The sequence below is a fragment of the Aquabacterium sp. G14 genome, assembly GCF_037482285.1.
Lineage (GTDB): Bacteria > Pseudomonadota > Gammaproteobacteria > Burkholderiales > Burkholderiaceae_C > Aquabacterium.
In genome coordinates this window covers 94,761-112,729 of sequence record NZ_JBBEYB010000008.1, presented here as the reverse complement: position 1 = coordinate 112,729, position 17,969 = coordinate 94,761, and the positions used below count along the sequence as shown (strand labels likewise).

17 protein-coding genes are annotated in these 17,969 nt (G+C 63.0%); 14 read left to right on the top strand and 3 right to left on the bottom strand.

Translation table 11 applies throughout. The features are described from left to right. The first annotated feature begins 37 nt into the window (after positions 1 to 37). Entirely contained in the window at positions 38 to 2,011 is a 1,974-nt protein-coding gene (gene prpR, locus WIT60_RS10515; protein ID WP_339583876.1) for a propionate catabolism operon regulatory protein PrpR, read from the top strand. An 85-nt stretch (positions 2,012 to 2,096) separates the two neighbouring features. Continuing rightward, complete coding sequence (locus WIT60_RS10510; RefSeq protein WP_339583875.1) at positions 2,097 to 4,010, top strand: B12-binding domain-containing radical SAM protein; 1,914 nt, start codon at positions 2,097 to 2,099, stop codon at positions 4,008 to 4,010. Between the two features lie 43 nt (positions 4,011 to 4,053). Here the strand turns inward: WIT60_RS10510 and WIT60_RS10505 are convergent, their stop codons facing one another. From WIT60_RS10505 to WIT60_RS10495, 3 genes are all read right to left on the bottom strand, one after another. Next, positions 4,054 to 4,521: a hypothetical protein gene (locus WIT60_RS10505; protein ID WP_339583874.1), complete on the bottom strand. Its 468-nt coding sequence runs from the start codon at positions 4,519 to 4,521 to the stop codon at positions 4,054 to 4,056. Next, positions 4,518 to 5,543 (bottom strand): HpcH/HpaI aldolase/citrate lyase family protein, encoded by a 1,026-nt coding sequence (locus WIT60_RS10500; RefSeq protein ID WP_339583873.1) that lies wholly within the window; start codon positions 5,541 to 5,543, stop codon positions 4,518 to 4,520. The genes WIT60_RS10505 and WIT60_RS10500 overlap by 4 nt, the downstream gene beginning before the upstream one ends. A 147-nt stretch (positions 5,544 to 5,690) precedes the next feature. Further along, positions 5,691 to 6,680, bottom strand: coding sequence for a malate dehydrogenase (locus WIT60_RS10495; protein ID WP_339583872.1), 990 nt, complete (start codon positions 6,678 to 6,680; stop codon positions 5,691 to 5,693). Between the two features lie 245 nt (positions 6,681 to 6,925). Between WIT60_RS10495 and WIT60_RS10490 the strand changes: the two genes are divergently transcribed. From WIT60_RS10490 to asd, 12 genes are all read left to right on the top strand, one after another. After that, positions 6,926 to 7,717 (top strand): GntR family transcriptional regulator, encoded by a 792-nt coding sequence (locus WIT60_RS10490; RefSeq protein ID WP_445207685.1) that lies wholly within the window; start codon positions 6,926 to 6,928, stop codon positions 7,715 to 7,717. Between the two features lie 144 nt (positions 7,718 to 7,861). Then, complete coding sequence (gene sdhC, locus WIT60_RS10485) at positions 7,862 to 8,299, top strand: succinate dehydrogenase, cytochrome b556 subunit (RefSeq protein ID WP_339583871.1); 438 nt, start codon at positions 7,862 to 7,864, stop codon at positions 8,297 to 8,299. Positions 8,300 to 8,323: 24 nt separating this feature from the next. After that, complete coding sequence (gene sdhD, locus WIT60_RS10480; protein WP_339583870.1) at positions 8,324 to 8,686, top strand: succinate dehydrogenase, hydrophobic membrane anchor protein; 363 nt, start codon at positions 8,324 to 8,326, stop codon at positions 8,684 to 8,686. A 3-nt stretch (positions 8,687 to 8,689) separates the two neighbouring features. After that, a complete protein-coding gene (gene sdhA, locus WIT60_RS10475; RefSeq protein ID WP_339583869.1) occupies positions 8,690 to 10,465 on the top strand; it encodes a succinate dehydrogenase flavoprotein subunit in 1,776 nt (591 codons plus the stop codon). Between the two features lie 30 nt (positions 10,466 to 10,495). Continuing rightward, positions 10,496 to 11,203, top strand: a complete 708-nt coding sequence (locus WIT60_RS10470) for a succinate dehydrogenase iron-sulfur subunit (RefSeq protein WP_339583868.1) — start codon at positions 10,496 to 10,498, stop codon at positions 11,201 to 11,203. A gap of 50 nt (positions 11,204 to 11,253) precedes the next feature. After that, on the top strand, positions 11,254 to 11,544 hold the full coding sequence (locus tag WIT60_RS10465) for a succinate dehydrogenase assembly factor 2 (protein WP_339583867.1): 291 nt from the start codon (positions 11,254 to 11,256) through the stop codon (positions 11,542 to 11,544). Between the two features lie 122 nt (positions 11,545 to 11,666). Beyond that, complete coding sequence (gene gltA / locus WIT60_RS10460) at positions 11,667 to 12,977, top strand: citrate synthase (protein WP_339583866.1); 1,311 nt, start codon at positions 11,667 to 11,669, stop codon at positions 12,975 to 12,977. A gap of 196 nt (positions 12,978 to 13,173) precedes the next feature. Further along, positions 13,174 to 14,583 (top strand): 3-isopropylmalate dehydratase large subunit, encoded by a 1,410-nt coding sequence (gene leuC / locus WIT60_RS10455; protein ID WP_339583865.1) that lies wholly within the window; start codon positions 13,174 to 13,176, stop codon positions 14,581 to 14,583. Positions 14,584 to 14,620: 37 nt separating this feature from the next. After that, positions 14,621 to 14,749 carry an entericidin A/B family lipoprotein gene (locus WIT60_RS10450; protein WP_339583864.1) on the top strand — a complete coding sequence of 43 codons (129 nt, stop codon included), beginning with the start codon at positions 14,621 to 14,623 and terminating at the stop codon, positions 14,747 to 14,749. A 9-nt stretch (positions 14,750 to 14,758) separates the two neighbouring features. Further along, complete coding sequence (gene leuD, locus WIT60_RS10445; protein WP_339583863.1) at positions 14,759 to 15,406, top strand: 3-isopropylmalate dehydratase small subunit; 648 nt, start codon at positions 14,759 to 14,761, stop codon at positions 15,404 to 15,406. Between the two features lie 34 nt (positions 15,407 to 15,440). Then, positions 15,441 to 16,520 (top strand): 3-isopropylmalate dehydrogenase, encoded by a 1,080-nt coding sequence (gene leuB / locus WIT60_RS10440; protein ID WP_339583952.1) that lies wholly within the window; start codon positions 15,441 to 15,443, stop codon positions 16,518 to 16,520. A gap of 46 nt (positions 16,521 to 16,566) precedes the next feature. After that, positions 16,567 to 17,700 (top strand): aspartate-semialdehyde dehydrogenase, encoded by a 1,134-nt coding sequence (gene asd, locus WIT60_RS10435; RefSeq protein ID WP_339583862.1) that lies wholly within the window; start codon positions 16,567 to 16,569, stop codon positions 17,698 to 17,700. Positions 17,701 to 17,969: the final 269 nt, after the last annotated feature.

Below are 17,969 nucleotides of genomic sequence, written 5' to 3'. Positions count from 1 at the left end.
TTTCATTCAATCGTGAAACGCATGCACAATCCCGAACATGCTGCCTGACACCTTGCCCCGTCCTCATCCGACTCAAGCTCCGCCACGCATTGTGGCCGTGGGCTTTCGCCGCATCAACAAGATGTTGCAGGCGCTGGCGCCCGAATTTGCCGACCGTGCCGCCGTCGAGGTGCTGGACGTCGGTTTTGAGGAGGCTGTGGCCCGCGTGCGCGCCCTGCAGGCCCAACGGCCGGTGGACGTTGTGGTGGCGGCTGGCTCCAACGGTGGCTACCTGCGTCAGCATCTGGACCTGCCGGTGGTGGTGGTCAAGGTGGGCGGCTTCGACCTGATGCAGGCCTTGGCCCGCGCCAAGCGCCAGTCGTCCCGCATCGGCCTGGTCACCTACGTGGGCGTCGCTCCCGACATCCATCAGTTTGATGACCTGTTCGGCCTGGGCGTACACCAGCGCAGCTACCGCACCGAAGACGAAGCTCAGGAGGCTGTGCGCGAGTTGCAGCAGGAGGGGGTGGACGTCATCGTCGGCTCGGGCCTGTCGGCCGACATGGCCGATCAGCTGGGCCTCACCGGCATCTTTTTGTACTCGATGGACGCCGTGCGCGAGGCGCTCGAGGACGCGGTCGAGGTGGCGCGCGCCTCGCGCATCGAGCTGACCAAGCGCGAACGCCTCAACACCATTCTGGCCCAGCTCAGCGACGGCGTGATCGCGGTCGATGCGCAGGAACGCATCCAGACCCTCAATCCCACGATGGCCCAGTGGCTGGGCATCAGCCCCACGCAATGGCTGGGCCTCAAGCTCAGCGAGGTCTGTCCCGAGCTCAGCCTGCAGGCCACCTTGCGCCTGGGCACCCAGGAGCTGGAAAAGATCGAGCGCGTCAAAGGCAAGGCCCTCATCGTCAACCGGATCCCCATCGTCGAGCAAGGCGTGCTGACCGGCGCCGTGCTCAGTGGTCAGGACCCCATCTCCATCCAGCGGGTCGACCGCCACATCCGCACCCGCATCCAGCCCAACACCGTCCCGGCCCGCTACGAGCTGCAGCAACTGCTGGGTCACAGCACTGCCTTGCAGCGCGTGCAACGCATGGCCCTCAGCTGCGCCCGCAGCCAGGCCACCGTCCTCATCCTCGGCGAAAGCGGCACGGGTAAAGAGCTGGTGGCCCAAGGCATCCACATGGCCAGCGACCGGCGCGAGCTGCCCTTCGTGGCCGTCAACTGCGCCGCCGTGTCCGAAACCCTGCTCGAGAGCGAGTTGTTCGGCTACGAAGAGGGCGCCTTCACCGGCGCCCGCCGTGGCGGCAAGATCGGCCTGTTCGAGGCCGCTCACAAAGGCACCATCTTTCTCGACGAGGTCGGCGAGATGCCGCTGTCCCTGCAGTCTCGCCTCTTGCGCGTGTTGCAAGAGCGCGAGGTGCTGCGCGTCGGCGCCACCGAGCCCACCCCCGTCAACGTCCGCGTGATCGCCGCCACGCACCGCAACCTGCTGCGCCATGTCGAAGAGGGCAGCTTCCGGCAAGACCTGTTCTACCGCCTCAACATCCTGCGCATCGACATGCCCCCGCTGCGCGACCGGCTCGACGACCTGCCCGAGCTCGTGCGCGCCTTGCATCGCAAGGTTTGCACCCGCCTCGACCTCGATCCCGCGCGCACCGACGCCATCGCCGCCGCACTGATCGCCCAGGCCCCGTCCTACCACTGGCCCGGCAACGTGCGCGAACTCGAAAACCTCGTCGAGCGCCTGGTGGCCTATGCTGACCCGCAGACGGACGACGCCCTGTCTGCCGAAGCCGCCCGCGCCTTTGTGCGCACCGTGGCCCCCGAGCTGTTCACCGTCGATGCGCCCAAGGCCCCATCCGAGGCGGCAGAAGACGCCTCCTCGCTCAAGGCCCACCAGGCCCAGCGCGAGCGCGCCGAAATCCAGCGCGTCCTCGACGAATGCGGCGGCGACCGCACCCTGGCCAGCCAGCGCCTGGGCATCAGCCGCACCACCCTGTGGCGCAAGCTCAATCCAGCGTGATCCGGGTGCCGCTGTCACAATCCTTGCTGGCTGCTGTTTTGCCCCTCACTGCACGGCTCCTTGCCGTTTTGCCCGTCGCCGTTTCATGTCCCTCACTGCTCCCATGCGCGTCCTCTCCCTGATCCCCCCGATGACGCAGCTCAACACGCCGTACCCCTCGACGGCGTACCTGACGGGCTTCCTGCGCTCGCGCGGCGTGGACGCGGTGCAGGAAGACCTTGCCTTGGCGCTCGTGCTGAAGCTGCTCTCGCGCGAAGGCTTGCAGGCTGTTCACGCGCAGGCCCTGAAAATGCCCGAGGCCCAACGCACGGCGCCCGTCAACCATTTCCTCGACCACATTGAGGCCTACCTTCACACCATCGACGCCACCATCGCCTTCCTGCAGGGGCGCGATGCCACGCTGGCACACCGCATCTGTACGCGCCACTACCTGCCCGAAGGCCCCCGCTTTCGCTCGCTGGATGCCTACGCCGATGACGGCAGCGGTGACCCTTTGGCCTGGGCCTTCGGCGCCCTGGGCATGGCCGACCGCGCCAAGCACCTCGCCACGCTCTACCTCAACGACCTGGCTGACGTGCTGCGCGACGCTGTCGACGGCCGCTTCGAGTTCGTGCGCTACGCCGAGTCTTTGGCCCAAAGCCAGCCCACTTTCGAGCCGTTGGCGCAGGCCATCGCCGCGCCGCTCAACCTCGTCGACACCACGCTGCGCGAGCTGACCCTGGAGGCCATCACCCGCCATCAGCCCCAGCTCGTGCTGATCTCCGTGCCCTTCCCGGGGGCGGTCTACGCCGCCTTCCGCATGGCCCAGGCCATCAAGCAGGTGCACCCGCACATTCGCCTCGCCTTGGGGGGCGGTTTCATCAACACCGAACTGCGCGAACTCACCGAGCCACGCGTCTTCGATCACTTCGACTTCGTCACCCTCGACGCTGGCGAGCGCCCCTTGCTGGTCCTGCTCGAACACCTCGACGGCAAGCGCTCCGCCCAGCGCCTCGTGCGCACCTTCGTGCGCGATGCCGATACGGGCCAGGTCCGCTACATGAACTGGGCCGAGCCCGACGTGCCCTTTGGCGAAGTGGGCACCCCCACCTGGGACGGTCTGCCGCTCGACCGCTACCTGTCCCTGCTGGACATGCTCAACCCCATGAACCGGCTCTGGTCAGATGGGCGCTGGAACAAACTCACCGTCGCCCATGGCTGCTACTGGAAGAAGTGCAGCTTCTGCGACGTCAGTCTCGACTACATCTCGCGCTACGAAGCAGCCAGCGCCGAGGTGCTGGTTGACCGCATCGAGGCCATCGTGCGCGAAACCGGACAGACCGGCTTCCACTTCGTCGACGAAGCCGCGCCACCCAAGGTCCTGCGCGCCCTGGCGCAAGAGCTGATCCGCCGCAAGGTATCCATCTCCTGGTGGGGCAACGTCCGCTTCGAAAAATCCTTCACCCCCGAGCTCTGCCTGCTGCTCGCCGACAGCGGCTGCATCGCCATCTCCGGCGGCCTCGAGGTCGCGTCCGACCGCCTGCTCAAGCTGATGAAAAAGGGCGTCTCGGTCGATCAGGTCGCCCGCGTCACGCGCGCCTTCACCGATGCCGGCATCCTCGTGCACGCCTACCTCATGTACGGCTTCCCCACGCAAACCGTGCAGGACACGGTCGATGCCTTGGAGTACGTCCGGCAACTCTTCGCCGAAGGCTGCATCCAGTCCGGCTTCTTCCACCGCTTTGCCTGCACTGTCCATTCGCCCGTGGGGCAGGACCCGCAGGCCTACGGCGTCGAGCTCATCCCCTTGCCACCGGTCAGCTTTGCCAAGAACGACATCGGCTTCATCGACCCCACGGGCGTGAACCACGACGTGCTCGGTCAGGCTCTCAAGAAGGCCATCTATAACTACATGCACGGCATCGGGCTCGATGAGGACGTGCGTGCATGGTTCAAAGGCAAGGTGCCGCGTCCGACCGTCTCGCGTCGCTTCATCGAGCGTGCGCTGGCCGACATGTGATCACTGCGCGGCCTCTTCGCGTGGAGGCTGCCAAGGTCAGCATTCAGCAGGCGTAAGACTCAAAAAAGTGGCTGTCGGCCTCGGGTTGAACCGTCAAGCCTTGCCCCTGCCACACCCACTCTTGCCCGGCTCGAAACCGCAGGCTCAAGGTCACGGGTGCGTTCACATGACAAGGCAAGGGCAGGGTGCGCCAAGCTTGTTCGGCATATCGCACCTCGCCGTCCGACAGGGCGCCGAGGGCGTCTCTCAGATCGCCCGCTGGCTCGCACGTCGCAGTGTTCTCATCGGACGCGGGTGCCACGCCATGCAAGTGCAGCGTCAGCGGCTTCATGTGACCCCACGCACTGGCCTGGCGCGATGTGGCGGCTTCTGTCGGAGCGCGCACATCGCGACGCACGCAGGCCGCCGCAAACACCACGCTCACGGTGCCGCCTCCCGTTTGATCGCCAGCTTCCCAGTGCACGGCCCGCACTTCCGAGCCGTCCAGCACCAGGGTGTCCACGTGCGTCACGCTGCGGTGGCAAAGAACGCCGCCTCGGTCTCGACAGGCAGCGGCTGCCCGGTCAACCAGGCACGCTCCAGCACATGCCAGTAATGGCGGTAGCTGGCGCGGTCGTGCAGCACCCCGTGGTACGAGGTGGGGGCCCAATGCGCCGCCTGGGCTGCCATCAAAATTTCCACCGCATCATCCACCTCGGCGGTGACCGGCGCAAAGGCCTCGATGATCACCGGGATCTGGTCCGGGTGGATGCTCCACATCCGGGTGTAACCCAACTCGCGGCAGGCCCGCTCGGCCGCCTTGCCCAGCGCCCGCTTGTCCTTGAACTCGGTCACCACACAATGCGACGGCGTGATGCGCGCTGCATGACAAGCCGCTGCAATCTTCAGCTTGGCCTGCAGCACCAGCGGATGGCTGAACTGCCCCGTCACGCTCATGCCCGTCGCCGGAATCGCACCACGGTGCTCCGAGACAAAATCCATCAACCCGAACGACAGCGACTCCAGGCCGGGCAGGGCGGCGATCTCGTCCACCTGCTGCACCGCCTTCAGCGTCTCGATCAAGCCGTGCACCGGCACCACCCGTTCCACGCCATGCCGCACCCGCGCCGCCTTGATGGTGTCGATGGCGCGCTGCGTATCGGCCACATCCCCGAGCTTGGGCACCATGATGAAGGCCAGTCGCTGGCCCGCCAGCTTGATCAGCGTGTCCACATCGTCTTCGAAACGGCGGTGGCGCGGGTCATGCACGCGCACCCCCACGCGGTCGCACACGTTCTGCGGGCTGTCGATCAACTCGGCCACCAGCAGCGCCTGCTCGTGCTCGCCGCCTACGGGCGCACCATCCTCCAGGTCCAGTGTCACGTCGAACACCGCCCGGCCGTTCCCTGCTTCGGCCATCTCGGCCTGCAACATCAGGCTCTTGCGCATGCGCGCTTCCACGCCGGAATAGTGGTCGCACACAGGCAGGGTAGGGGGCAAAGGCTCGCTGCCGAACAGCGCCTGACGAGGGTGAATGGTGCTCAGGGTGGACATGGTGTGTTCCTTGCGGGCGCCGTGTTGTCCCGGATCAGGACGCACGGCACAAAAAAAGCTGGCCGACCCGAAGGCCGCCAGCTTTGATTGTGATCTACCTTGCACGATCCGGCACAGGCCGGATGGTCAAGGTCTCACGCGGGCTGATTACAGCAGGTGCTTGACGCCGTCTTGCTCGCCTTGCAGCTCGGCCAGAGTCTTGTTGATGCACTCTTGCGAGAAAGCATCGATTTCCAGACCTTCGACGATCTTGTACTCACCGTCAGGGGTGGTGGTGACGGGGAAGCCGAACACGATGCCGGCAGGAATGCCGTACTCGCCGTTCGAAGGCACGCCCATGGTCACCCATTCGCCGTTCGAGCCCAGGGCCCAGTCGCGCATGTGGTCGATGGCGGCGTTGGCAGCCGAGGCAGCCGACGACAGGCCGCGAGCGGCGATGATGGCGGCGCCACGCTTGCCGACGGTCGGCAGGAACACGTTGGCGTTCCATTCCTGGTCGTTGATGGCGTCCTTGACCGACTTGCCGTCCACGGTGGCGAAACGGTAGTCAGCGTACATCGTGGGCGAGTGGTTGCCCCACACGGTCAGCTTCTTGATGTCGCCAACCTTGAAGCCGCCCTTGGCAGCCAGTTGCGAAGCAGCGCGGTTGTGGTCCAGGCGCAGCATGGCGGTGAAGTTCTTGGCCGGCAGGTCCGGAGCCGACTTCATGGCGATGTAAGCGTTGGTGTTGGCGGGGTTGCCGACGACCAGCACCTTGACGTTGCGCGAAGCGACAGCGTTCAGAGCCTTGCCCTGAGCGGTGAAGATCTGGGCGTTGGCAGCCAGCAGGTCAGCGCGCTCCATGCCAGGGCCGCGAGGACGTGCGCCCACCAGCAGGGCGTAGTCGGTGTCCTTGAAGGCGGTCATCGGATCGGAGTGAGCTTCGATACCGGCCAGCAGCGGGAAGGCGCAGTCTTCCAGCTCCATGATCACGCCCTTCAGCGCGTTCTGGGCCTTTTCGTCAGGGATTTCCAGCAGTTGCAGGATCACGGGCTGGTCCTTGCCCAGCATTTCGCCAGAGGCGATGCGGAACAGGAGGGCGTAACCAATTTGGCCAGCGGCGCCGGTAACGGCGACGCGAACGGGTGCTTTGCTCATATGCAACTCCGAAAGAGTGAGGGCGGTTTGATGGAAAACCCACAAGTGTAGCGTCGCGCAGCCTGGTGTGTACACATCGCCGTGCAATGCCCATAGTCTGATATCTTATATAAGATGTCTTCTAACGTACTTGTGGACTTTGGCTGTCAGTTGTGGTGCAATGGCGCCCGGTCAGCGTTCATCCATGCTGCCCGACACCAATCAACGATCATACCCCGATCGCCAACCGAGACCTTGACGCTGTGGTGACCCCTCCGCCCTTCTCCCCCACGCCCGACGCCGTGTCGTCGGCGAGCGCGGGCGCAGGTGTAGCCGGCCCGTCCTTCAGCCCGCTGTACCAGCAAATCAAGGCCCTGATACTGCGTAGCCTGCAGGCCGGCGAGTGGCGTCCAGGTGAAGCCATCCCCAGCGAACTGGAACTGGCCGCCCGCTTCAAGGTCAGCCAGGGCACCGTGCGCAAGGCGGTTGATGAGCTCGCTGCTGAGAACCTCCTGATGCGCCGGCAGGGCAAGGGTACCTTTGTGGCCACCCATGCCGAAGAGCAGGTGCAGTTCCGCTTTCTGCGCCTGGCCCCCGATCAGCCCGAGCAAGCCGCCGACGCCTCCCGACGCGAATTCCTCGACTGCCGTCGCCTGCGCGCGCCCGCCGACGTCGCTCGTCCGCTGCAACTCAAGTCTGGCGAGATGGTGGTCGAAGTGCGTCGTGTGCTGCACTTTGCTGGCCAGCCTGTCGTGCTGGACGACATCTGGCTGCCGGGCCATCTTTTCAAGGGCCTGACGGCAGAGCGGCTGAGTCAATATCAGGGCCCGATGTATGGCCTTTTTGAATCCGAATTCGGTGTGCGCATGATCCGCGCCGAAGAGAAAATCCGTGCGGTGGTGGCCGATGCGTCCGTGGCCAGTGTCCTGCAGGTGGAAGTTGGCAGTCCGCTCCTGAGCGTGGAACGCCTCTCGTACACCTACGGTGATCAGCCTGTGGAGCTTCGTCGCGGGCTGTACCGCACCGACCGTCATTACTACCGAAACGAGCTGAGTTGACAGGCAGTTCGTGCACCCTTTTTGCGTCTTGTCGTGTGCTTGTCTCAAGCTCGCAGATGACAGCGTGAAACCGTCGGGCTGGGGATTGCCCTAAAATCCTTCCTTCTTGACAGATCTTTGACGCTCGGCAGGAGCTCTAACAACATGGCTGACAACGCGAAAACCCCACGCCCCGTCTACCGGAACATCCATATCACGGACATCGTCAGATACCGTCTGCCCCTGGCAGGGATCGTCTCGATCCTCCATCGGATCAGCGGCGCTCTGATGTTCCTCTTGATGCCCTTCATCATCTGGATGTTCGACGCGAGTGTCACGTCGGAAATCTCGTACGAGTCCTTCACCTCGGTGTTCACCGTCGGGTGCGCTGACGGCGCCGTTCCGGGCTGGTTCTTCAAGCTCATCGCACTGGCTCTGATCTGGGCTTACTTGCACCACTTCTGCGCCGGCATCCGTCACCTCCTGATGGAAGTGTCGCACTCGTACACCAAGCAAGCGGGCAAGTCCACCGCCGTCGCCACCCTGGCCATCAGCCTGGGCTTGACCGTCGTGCTGGGCGCCAAGCTGTTCGGCCTGTTCTGATCTACGTTGCCAGGAAAACACAACATGTCTCAAAACTACGGAACCAAGCGCATCGTCCCGGGTGCGCACTATGGTCTGCGCGACTGGTTGGCGCAGCGCATCACCGCCGTGCTGATGGCCTTGTTCACCATCGTGCTGCTGGCCCAGGTCATCTTCGGTGGCCCCCTGGGCTACGACAGCTGGTCGGGCATCTTCTCGGCTCAGTGGATGAAGACCCTGACCTTCGTGGTCATCGTCGCCATGCTCTACCACGTCTGGGTCGGCATGCGTGACCTCTTCATGGACTACATCAAGCCCGTCAGCATTCGCCTGTGCCTGCATGTGTTCGCCATCGTCTGGCTCGTGGGTTGCGCCGGTTGGGCCATCCAAGTGCTGTGGAGACTGTAAAAAATGACCGCTACCTCTTCTCTTCCTACCCGCAAGTTTGACGTCGTGATCGTCGGGGCCGGCGGCTCCGGTATGCGCGCCTCGCTGCAACTGTCCCTGGCTGGCCTGAACGTGGCCGTGCTGTCCAAGGTCTTCCCCACCCGTTCGCACACGGTGGCCGCTCAGGGCGGTATCGGTGCCTCGCTGGGCAACATGTCCGAAGACAACTGGCACTATCACTTCTACGACACCATCAAGGGCTCCGACTGGCTGGGCGACCAGGACGCCATCGAGTTCATGTGCCGTGAAGCACCGAAGGTCGTGTACGAGCTGGAACACTTCGGCATGCCGTTCGACCGCAATGCCGACGGCACCATCTACCAGCGTCCGTTCGGCGGCCACACTGCCAACTATGGCGAAAAGCCCGTGCAACGCGCTTGCGCCGCCGCTGACCGTACCGGCCACGCCCTGCTGCACACCCTGTACCAGCAAAACGTCAAGGCCCGTACCCAGTTCTTCGTGGAGTGGATGGCTCTCGACATCATCCGTGATGCCGAAGGCGACGCCGTCGGCGTGACCGCACTGGAAATGGAAACCGGTGAAGTGCACGTGTTGCAAGCCAAGACCGTGCTGCTGGCCACTGGTGGTGCCGGCCGCATCTACCAGGCTTCCACCAATGCCTTCATCAACACCGGTGACGGCCTGGGCATGGCCGCACGCGCTGGCATCCCTCTGGAAGACATGGAATTCTGGCAGTTCCACCCCACCGGCGTGGCCGGCGCGGGCGTGCTGCTGACCGAAGGCTGCCGTGGCGAAGGCGCGATCCTGCGCAATAGCAAGGGCGAGCGCTTCATGGAGCGCTACGCGCCGACCCTGAAGGACCTGGCACCGCGTGACTTCGTGTCCCGTTCGATGGACCAGGAAATCAAGGAAGGCCGTGGCTGTGGTCCTAACAAGGACTACATCCTGCTGGACATGACCCACTTGGGTGCCGACACCATCCGCAAGCGCCTGCCTTCGGTGGAAGAAATCGGCCACAACTTCGCCAACGTCGACATTACCAAGGAAGCCATTCCTGTGGTGCCGACCATCCACTACCAGATGGGTGGCATCCCGACGAACGTCCACGGTCAGGTCGTGATCCCGGCCAACGGCAAGCACAACGACATCATCAACGGTCTGTATGCCGTGGGTGAGTGCTCTTGCGTGTCGGTGCACGGGGCCAACCGTCTGGGCACCAACTCTCTGCTCGACCTGGTCGTGTTCGGTCGTGCTGCGGGCAACCACATCGTCGACTTCAACCTCAAGACCAAGAGCCACAAGCCTCTGCCCAAGGACGCTGCCGACAAGACCCTGGCACGTCTGGCACGCCTGGACTCGGCCAAGAACGGCGAGTACTCGCAAGACGTGGCCAACGAGATCCGCTCGACCATGCAGGCCCACGCTGGCGTGTTCCGCACCCAGGCCATGATGGACGAAGGCGTCAAGAAGATCGCAGCCGTGCGTGAGCGCGTTGGTGGCATCGGCCTGAAGGACAACTCCAAGGTCTTCAACACCGCCCGTGTCGAAGCTCTGGAAGTCGAAAACCTGATCGAAGCCGCACAAGCCACCATGGTGGCCGCTGCTGCCCGTCAGGAAAGCCGTGGCGCCCACGCCCACAACGACTTCCCCGATCGTGACGATGCCAACTGGATGCGCCACTCGCTGTGGTACTCCGAAGGCAACCGCCTGGACTACAAGCCGGTCAACCTGCAGCCTCTGACGGCGGAATCCGTTCCTCCGAAGGCGCGCACGTTCTGATCGTCAGCGACTCGACATTAGGAATTCATCATGAGCCAAAAGCGCATTTTCCAGATCTACCGCTACGATCCAGACAAGGACGCCAAGCCCTACATGCAGACCATCGAGATCGAACTCGACGGCAACGAGCGCATGCTGCTGGACGCCCTGGTCAAGCTCAAGAAGGTGGACCCCACCATCTCGTTCCGTCGCTCCTGCCGTGAAGGCGTGTGTGGCTCCGACGCGATGAACATCAACGGCAAGAACGGTCTGGCCTGCCTGACCAACATGCGCACGCTGCCGCAAACCATCGTGCTCAAGCCGCTGCCCGGTCTGCCTGTGATCCGCGATCTGTACGTGGACATGACCCAGTTCTTCAAGCAGTACGACTCCATCAAGCCCTACCTGCTCAACGACACGCCGCCGCCCGAAAAAGAGCGCCTGCAGTCGCCCGAAGAGCGCGAAGAGCTCGACGGTCTGTACGAGTGCATCCTGTGCGCCAGCTGCTCGACCAGCTGCCCCAGCTTCTGGTGGAACCCTGACAAGTTCGTGGGTCCTGCCGGTCTGCTGCAGGCCTACCGCTTCATCGCTGACAGCCGCGATCAAGCCACGGCCCAGCGCCTGGACAACCTGGAAGACCCGTACCGTCTGTTCCGTTGCCACACCATCATGAACTGCGTGGACGTGTGCCCGAAGGGCCTCAACCCCACGAAGGCCATTGGCAAGATCAAGGAATTGATGGTCAAGCGCGCCGTCTGATCTCCTGATCCGACTTTTCCTGAACCGTCTGCGTTGATTCGCCTGCCCCGATGACCCAAGCTCCTGCCTCTGCCGATCTCACGCCTGACCCGGATGTGCTGCGTCGGCTGCGCTGGCGCTGCCGTCGGGGCTTGCTCGAAAACGACTTGTTCATTGACAAGTTCTTCGAGCGATATGGCGAGAACCTGACCACGCCCTTGGTACAGGGCTTGCTTGAGTTGATGGACCTGTCTGACAATGATTTGCTGGATCTCCTGTTGGCCCGCAAGGAGCCTGAAGGTGATCTGGTGAAGCCGGAAGTCTTGCAGGTGCTGTCCATGATGCGAGTTGCCAAGGCGTAATCCAACCCGGGTTTCGACCACCAAAACAGGTGTGCGGGACCCGGTAAGGGCCGATAATCCGGGCTCGGGAATTCCCAGTCCAAGACCTCTTTCCACACAAGACCGATCCCTTAGGAGTGCTCATGACCCCGTCCGACGTGAAAGCCACCCTGTCGTTCTCCGACGGCAGCCCCAGTATGGAACTGCCCATCTACAAGGGTTCTGTCGGCCCGGATGTGATTGACATCCGCAAGCTGTACGGCCAAACCGGCAAGTTCACCTACGACCCTGGCTTCCTGTCCACCGCGTCGTGCAACTCCAAGATCACCTACATCGACGGTGACAAGGGCGAACTGCTGTATCGCGGTTACCCCATCGAGCAGTTGGCCACCAACTGCGACTTCCTGGAAACCTGCTATCTGCTGCTGAATGGCGAACTGCCCGACGCTCAGCAAAAGACCGAGTTCTCCAACACGGTGTCTCAGCACACCATGGTGAACGAGCAAATGCAGTTCTTCCTGCGTGGTTTCCGTCGCGATGCTCACCCGATGGCCGTCATGACCGGTCTGGTGGGGGCCCTGTCGGCTTTCTACCACGACAGCACCGACATCAATAACCCCGAGCACCGTCAGATCGCGGCCATCCGCCTGATCGCCAAGATGCCCACCCTGGTGGCCATGGCTTACAAGTACTCGGTCGGCCAGCCTTACATCTACCCGCGCAACGACCTCTCGTATACCGAGAACTTCATGCGCATGATGTTCGCCACCCCGTGCGAAGACTACAAGGTCAACGAAGTACTGGTTCGCGCCATGGACCGCATCTTCATCTTGCACGCTGACCACGAGCAAAACGCCTCTACCTCCACCGTGCGTCTGTGCGGTTCGTCGGGCACCAACCCGTTCGCGGCCATCGCCGCTGGCGTGGCCTGCCTGTGGGGCCCTGCTCACGGTGGCGCCAACGAAGCTGCCCTCAACATGCTGGAAGAAATCCAGCGCAAGGGTGGCGTCGAGAAGATCGGCGAGTTCATCGCCGAGGTCAAGGACAAGAACTCCGGCACCAAGCTGATGGGCTTCGGTCACCGCGTGTACAAGAACTACGACCCGCGCGCCAAGCTGATGCGTGAAACCTGCCACGAAGTGCTGAACGAGCTGGGCCTGCAAAACGACCCGCTGTTCAAGCTGGCCATGGCCCTGGAAAAGATCGCTCTGGAAGACGACTACTTCGTGTCGCGCAAGCTGTACCCGAACGTCGACTTCTACTCTGGCATCGTCCAGCGCGCCATCGGCATCCCCGTGCAGCTGTTTACCGCCATCTTCGCCCTGGCACGTACCGTGGGCTGGATCGCTCAACTGAACGAAATGATCGGCGACCCCGAGTACAAGATCGGCCGTCCCCGTCAGCTGTTCGTCGGCGCCGAGAAGCGCGACGTCAAGCCTCTGGCTCAGCGTTGATCTGCGCAACCGGTTTGCGCCGGTTGACGGACGCCCGAAACCCCGGCTTGGCCGGGGTTTTTTCATTTCTGTTTCCATGATTCCAAGTCAGGCCATGAAAGCGCGCCGCTTCCATGGGGTAATTCCGCACGTCCTGCCTTAAAATCGTCATCTTTCCCCACCCCAGGGCCGACCAGCCCTTTGCGCAAGAAGCACCATGGGACGCACCCTCTACGACAAGATCTGGGACGAACACGTCGTCCACACCGAAGAAGATGGCACCGCCACCCTCTACATCGACCGCCATCTGGTGCACGAAGTCACCAGCCCGCAGGCGTTTGAAGGTCTGGAGATGGCGGGCCGCAAAGTGTGGCGCCTGTCGGCCAACCTGGCGGTGAGCGACCACAACGTGCCCACCACCGACCGCAGCGAGGGCATCAAGGACCCGATCTCCAAGCTGCAGGTGGACACGCTCGACCAAAACTGTGACCGCGTCGGCATCACCCAGTTCAAGATGGGTGACAAGCGCCAGGGCATCGTGCACGTGATCGGCCCGGAGCAGGGCGCCACGCTGCCCGGCATGACCGTGGTGTGCGGCGACAGCCATACCTCTACCCACGGCGCTTTCGGCGCGCTGGCACATGGCATCGGCACCTCGGAGGTCGAGCACGTGCTCGCCACCCAGACCTTGTTGGCCAAGAAGGCCAAGAACATGCTGATCAAGGTCGAGGGCACCTTGCCCAAGGGCTGTTCGGGCAAGGACATCGTGCTGGCCATCATCGGCAAGATCGGGACCGCCGGCGGTACCGGTTACACCATCGAATTCGCTGGCAGCGCCATCCGTGCATTGAGCATGGAAGGCCGCATGACCGTCTGCAACATGGCGATTGAGGCCGGTGCGCGCGCCGGCTTGGTGGCGGTGGACGACACCACCATCAACTACGTGCAGAACCGTCCGTTCAGCCCCAAGGGCGTTGAACTGGAGCAGGCCATCGCTTACTGGCGCACCCTGCACTCCGATCCGGATGCCGTGTTCGATGCCGTGGTCGAGTTGGACGCTGCCCAGATCAAGCCACAGGTCAGTTGGGGTACCTCGCCCGAGATGGTGCTGTCCATCGAAGACCGTGTGCCCGATCCTGACAAGGAAAAAGATCCCGTCAAGCGTTCGGCCATGGAGCGCGCACTGCAATACATGGCGCTGGAGCCCAACAAGGCCATCAGTGACATCCACATCGACAAGGTCTTCATCGGTTCTTGCACCAACAGCCGCATCGAAGACATGCGCGAGGCTGCGGCCGTGGTCAAGAAGATCGGTGGTCGCATTGCGTCGAACGTCCGCCTGGCCATGGTCGTGCCGGGCTCGGGTTTGGTGAAGGAGCAGGCCGAGCGCGAAGGTCTGGACCAGATCTTCAAGGCGGCTGGTTTCGAGTGGCGCGAGCCGGGTTGTTCCATGTGTCTGGCCATGAACGCCGACCGCCTGGAGCCGGGTGAGCGTTGCGCCTCCACCAGCAACCGCAACTTCGAAGGCCGTCAAGGTGCCGGTGGTCGTACCCATCTGGTCAGCCCCGCGATGGCCGCTGCCGCCGCGATGAACGGTCACTTCGTCGACGTTCGCCGCATCGCCTGATCCCTGTCAACCGTCTGAGTCACAAGAGAGTCCGCACATGACACGTCTGATTGTTTCCGCACTGGTGGCTTTGTCCGTGTTGGGCCTGTCGGCCTGCAACACCGTGCACGGCCTGGGTCAGGACATCGAAAAGGCCGGTTCGGCCATCTCTGGCGCAGCCAAGTAAGCACACACCATGCAAGCATTCCGCATTCACAAGGGGCTCGTGGCCCCGATGGACCGGGAAAACGTCGACACCGACGCCATCATCCCCAAGCAGTTCCTCAAGTCGATCAAGCGCACGGGCTTTGGCCCCAACCTGTTCGATGAATGGCGCTATCTGGACGCCGGCGAGCCCGGCCAGGACCCGGCCACCCGCAAACCCAACCCTGACTTCGTGCTGAATCAGGCGCGCTACCAAGGCGCTTCGGTGCTGCTGGCGCGCAAGAACTTCGGTTGTGGTTCGAGCCGCGAGCACGCCCCCTGGGCGCTCGACCAGTATGGCTTCCGCGCCATCATCGCCCCCAGCTTCGCTGACATCTTCTTCAACAACAGCTTCAAAAACGGTTTGCTGCCCATCGTGCTGAGTGAGCAGCAGGTTGACCAGTTGTTCAACGAAGTGGCCGCTTTCCCTGGCTACGAACTGACCATCGATCTGGAGCGCCAGGTTGTCGTCAAGCCCGATGGCACCGAGTTGCCCTTCGAAGTGCAGCCTTTCCGCAAGTACTGCTTGCTGAACGGTTTTGATGACATCGGCCTGACCTTGCGTCACGCCGACAAGATCAAGGCGTTCGAGGCCGAGCGTCTGGCGCAGAAGCCCTGGCTGAACAACCGCATCGTCTAATTTCTTTTCCCCCGCTGAGATTCCCAACATGGTCATGAAGATTGCAGTTCTGCCGGGTGACGGCATCGGTCCCGAGATCGTCACCGAGGCGGTGAAGGTGCTCAAGGTTCTGGACCTGCCTTTCCAGCTGGACGAGGCCAAGGTCGGTGGCGCCGCCTTCGACGCCCACGGCCATCCGCTGCCCGAGCACACCCTGAAACTGGCCATGGAATCCGACGCCGTGCTGTTCGGCTCGGTGGGGGATTGGAAATACGACAAGCTCGAACGCCATCTGCGTCCTGAGCAGGCCATCCTGGGCCTGCGCAAGAACATGGGCCTGTTCGCCAACTTCCGTCCGGCCATCTGCTATCCGCAGCTGACCCACGCTTCCAGCCTCAAGCCCGAGCTGGTGGCTGGCTTGGACATCCTCATCATCCGCGAACTGACCGGCGACATCTACTTCGGTCAGCCTCGCGGCCGCCGCCAGTCTCCGGACGGCGAGTTCAAGGGTGCCGACGAGGCTTTTGACACCATGCGCTACTCGCGCCCGGAAATCGAGCGCATCGCGCACGTGGCCTTCCAGGCGGCTCGCAAGCGCAGCAAGCGTGTCACCAGCGTGGACAAGGCCAACGTGCTCGAAACCTTCCAGTTCTGGAAGGATGTGGTCACCGAGGTGCACGCCCAGTATCCCGACATTGAGTTGGACCACATGTATGTGGACAACGCCGCGATGCAGCTGGTCAAAGCCCCCAAGAAGTTCGACGTGCTCTTTACCGGCAACATGTTTGGTGACATCCTGTCCGATGCGGCAGCCATGCTGACGGGCTCCATCGGCATGCTGCCGTCGGCTTCTCTGAACGCCAAGGGCCAGGGCCTGTACGAGCCCAGCCACGGTTCGGCCCCCGACATCGCCGGCAAGGGCGTGGCCAACCCCCTGGCCACCATCCTGAGCGCCGCCATGATGCTGCGCTTCAGCCTGAACCAGGAAGAGGCAGCCAGCCGCATCGAGCGCGCCGTGCAGAGCGTGCTGGAGCAAGGTTTGCGCACTCCCGACATCTTCAGCGAAGGCACGCAGAAGGTCGGCACGGTCGAGATGGGCGAGGCCGTGGTGGCTGCCCTCAAGGCACAAGGCTGAGCCGCGCGCCCGTTCGTCACAGATTCAGTAATAAGAGGATAGAAACATGGCTACGACTCTGGTTGGTTTGGTGGGCTGGCGCGGCATGGTCGGCTCGGTCCTGATGGACCGCATGGAAGCCGAACGTGACTTCGATCACTTCGAACCTTTGTTCTTCTCCACGTCCAACGCGGGTGGCGCTGCCCCGGCAATGGCCAAGAACGAGAAGACGCTCAAGGACGCCTACGACATCAACGAACTCAAGCGCTGTGACATCATCGTCACCGCGCAAGGTGGTGACTACACCACCGAGGTGTACGGCAAGCTGCGCGAGTCCGGCTGGAACGGTCACTGGATCGATGCCGCCTCCACGCTGCGCATGAAGGACAACGCCGTCATCGTGCTGGACCCGGTCAACATGCCCGTGATCAAGAACTCGCTGGCCAACGGCGGCAAGGACTGGATCGGCGGCAACTGCACGGTGTCGTGCATGCTGATCGGCGTGGGAGCCCTGTACAAGGCGGGCCTGGTCGAGTGGATGTCCACCCAGACCTACCAGGCGGCTTCGGGTGGCGGCGCGCAGCACATGCGTGAACTGTTGACCCAGTTCGGCACGCTCAACGCCGAGGTCAAGGCTCTGCTCGACGACCCCAAGAGCGCCATCCTGGAGATCGATCGCAAGATCATCGCCAAGCAGCGCGCCCTGACCGCGGCCGAGACGGCCAACTTTGGCGTCCCGCTGGGCGGCTCGCTGATCCCCTGGATCGACAAGGATCTGGGCAATGGTCAGTCCAAGGAAGAGTGGAAGGGCATGGCCGAGACCAACAAGATCTTGGGGCAGGGCGAAGGCTTCGGCTCGCCCGCCGTGCCGGTCGATGGCTTCTGCGTGCGCATCGGCGCCATGCGCTGCCACAGCCAGGCCTTGACCTTCAAGCTCAAGAAGGACGTGTCGGTTGAGGACATCGAGGCGATGATCGCCGCCGACAATCCTTGGGCCAAGGTGGTGCCCAATACCCGCGAGGCCACCATCAAGGATCTGACGCCCGTGGCGGTCACCGGCACGCTCAATATTCCCGTGGGTCGCATCCGCAAGCTCGCCATGGGCCCGGAATATGTGGGCGCCTTCACGATTGGCGACCAACTGCTGTGGGGGGCAGCCGAGCCGCTGCGCCGCATGCTGCGCATTTTGCTTGACCGCTGATCGCTTGTTGCAATCAGATCACCACGGGGCCTTCGGGCCCCGTTTTCATTGGGTAATTCGCTGGTTTTGAAACGTTTGGTCACAAGGCGGGTAGAAAACCCTGTTGTGGCCCGGCGACAATTTGGATCGGTGAATGAACGCGCTTATCTGGGTAAAGCAGGGTGATACGGCGCGATCAGTATTTGCATGAGCTTGTCACGATATGTGCATGCTGCTATTGTGTTTTCGCTGCGTACAGTCCGCAGGTGTTGGTGTTTCCTGGGATCTTG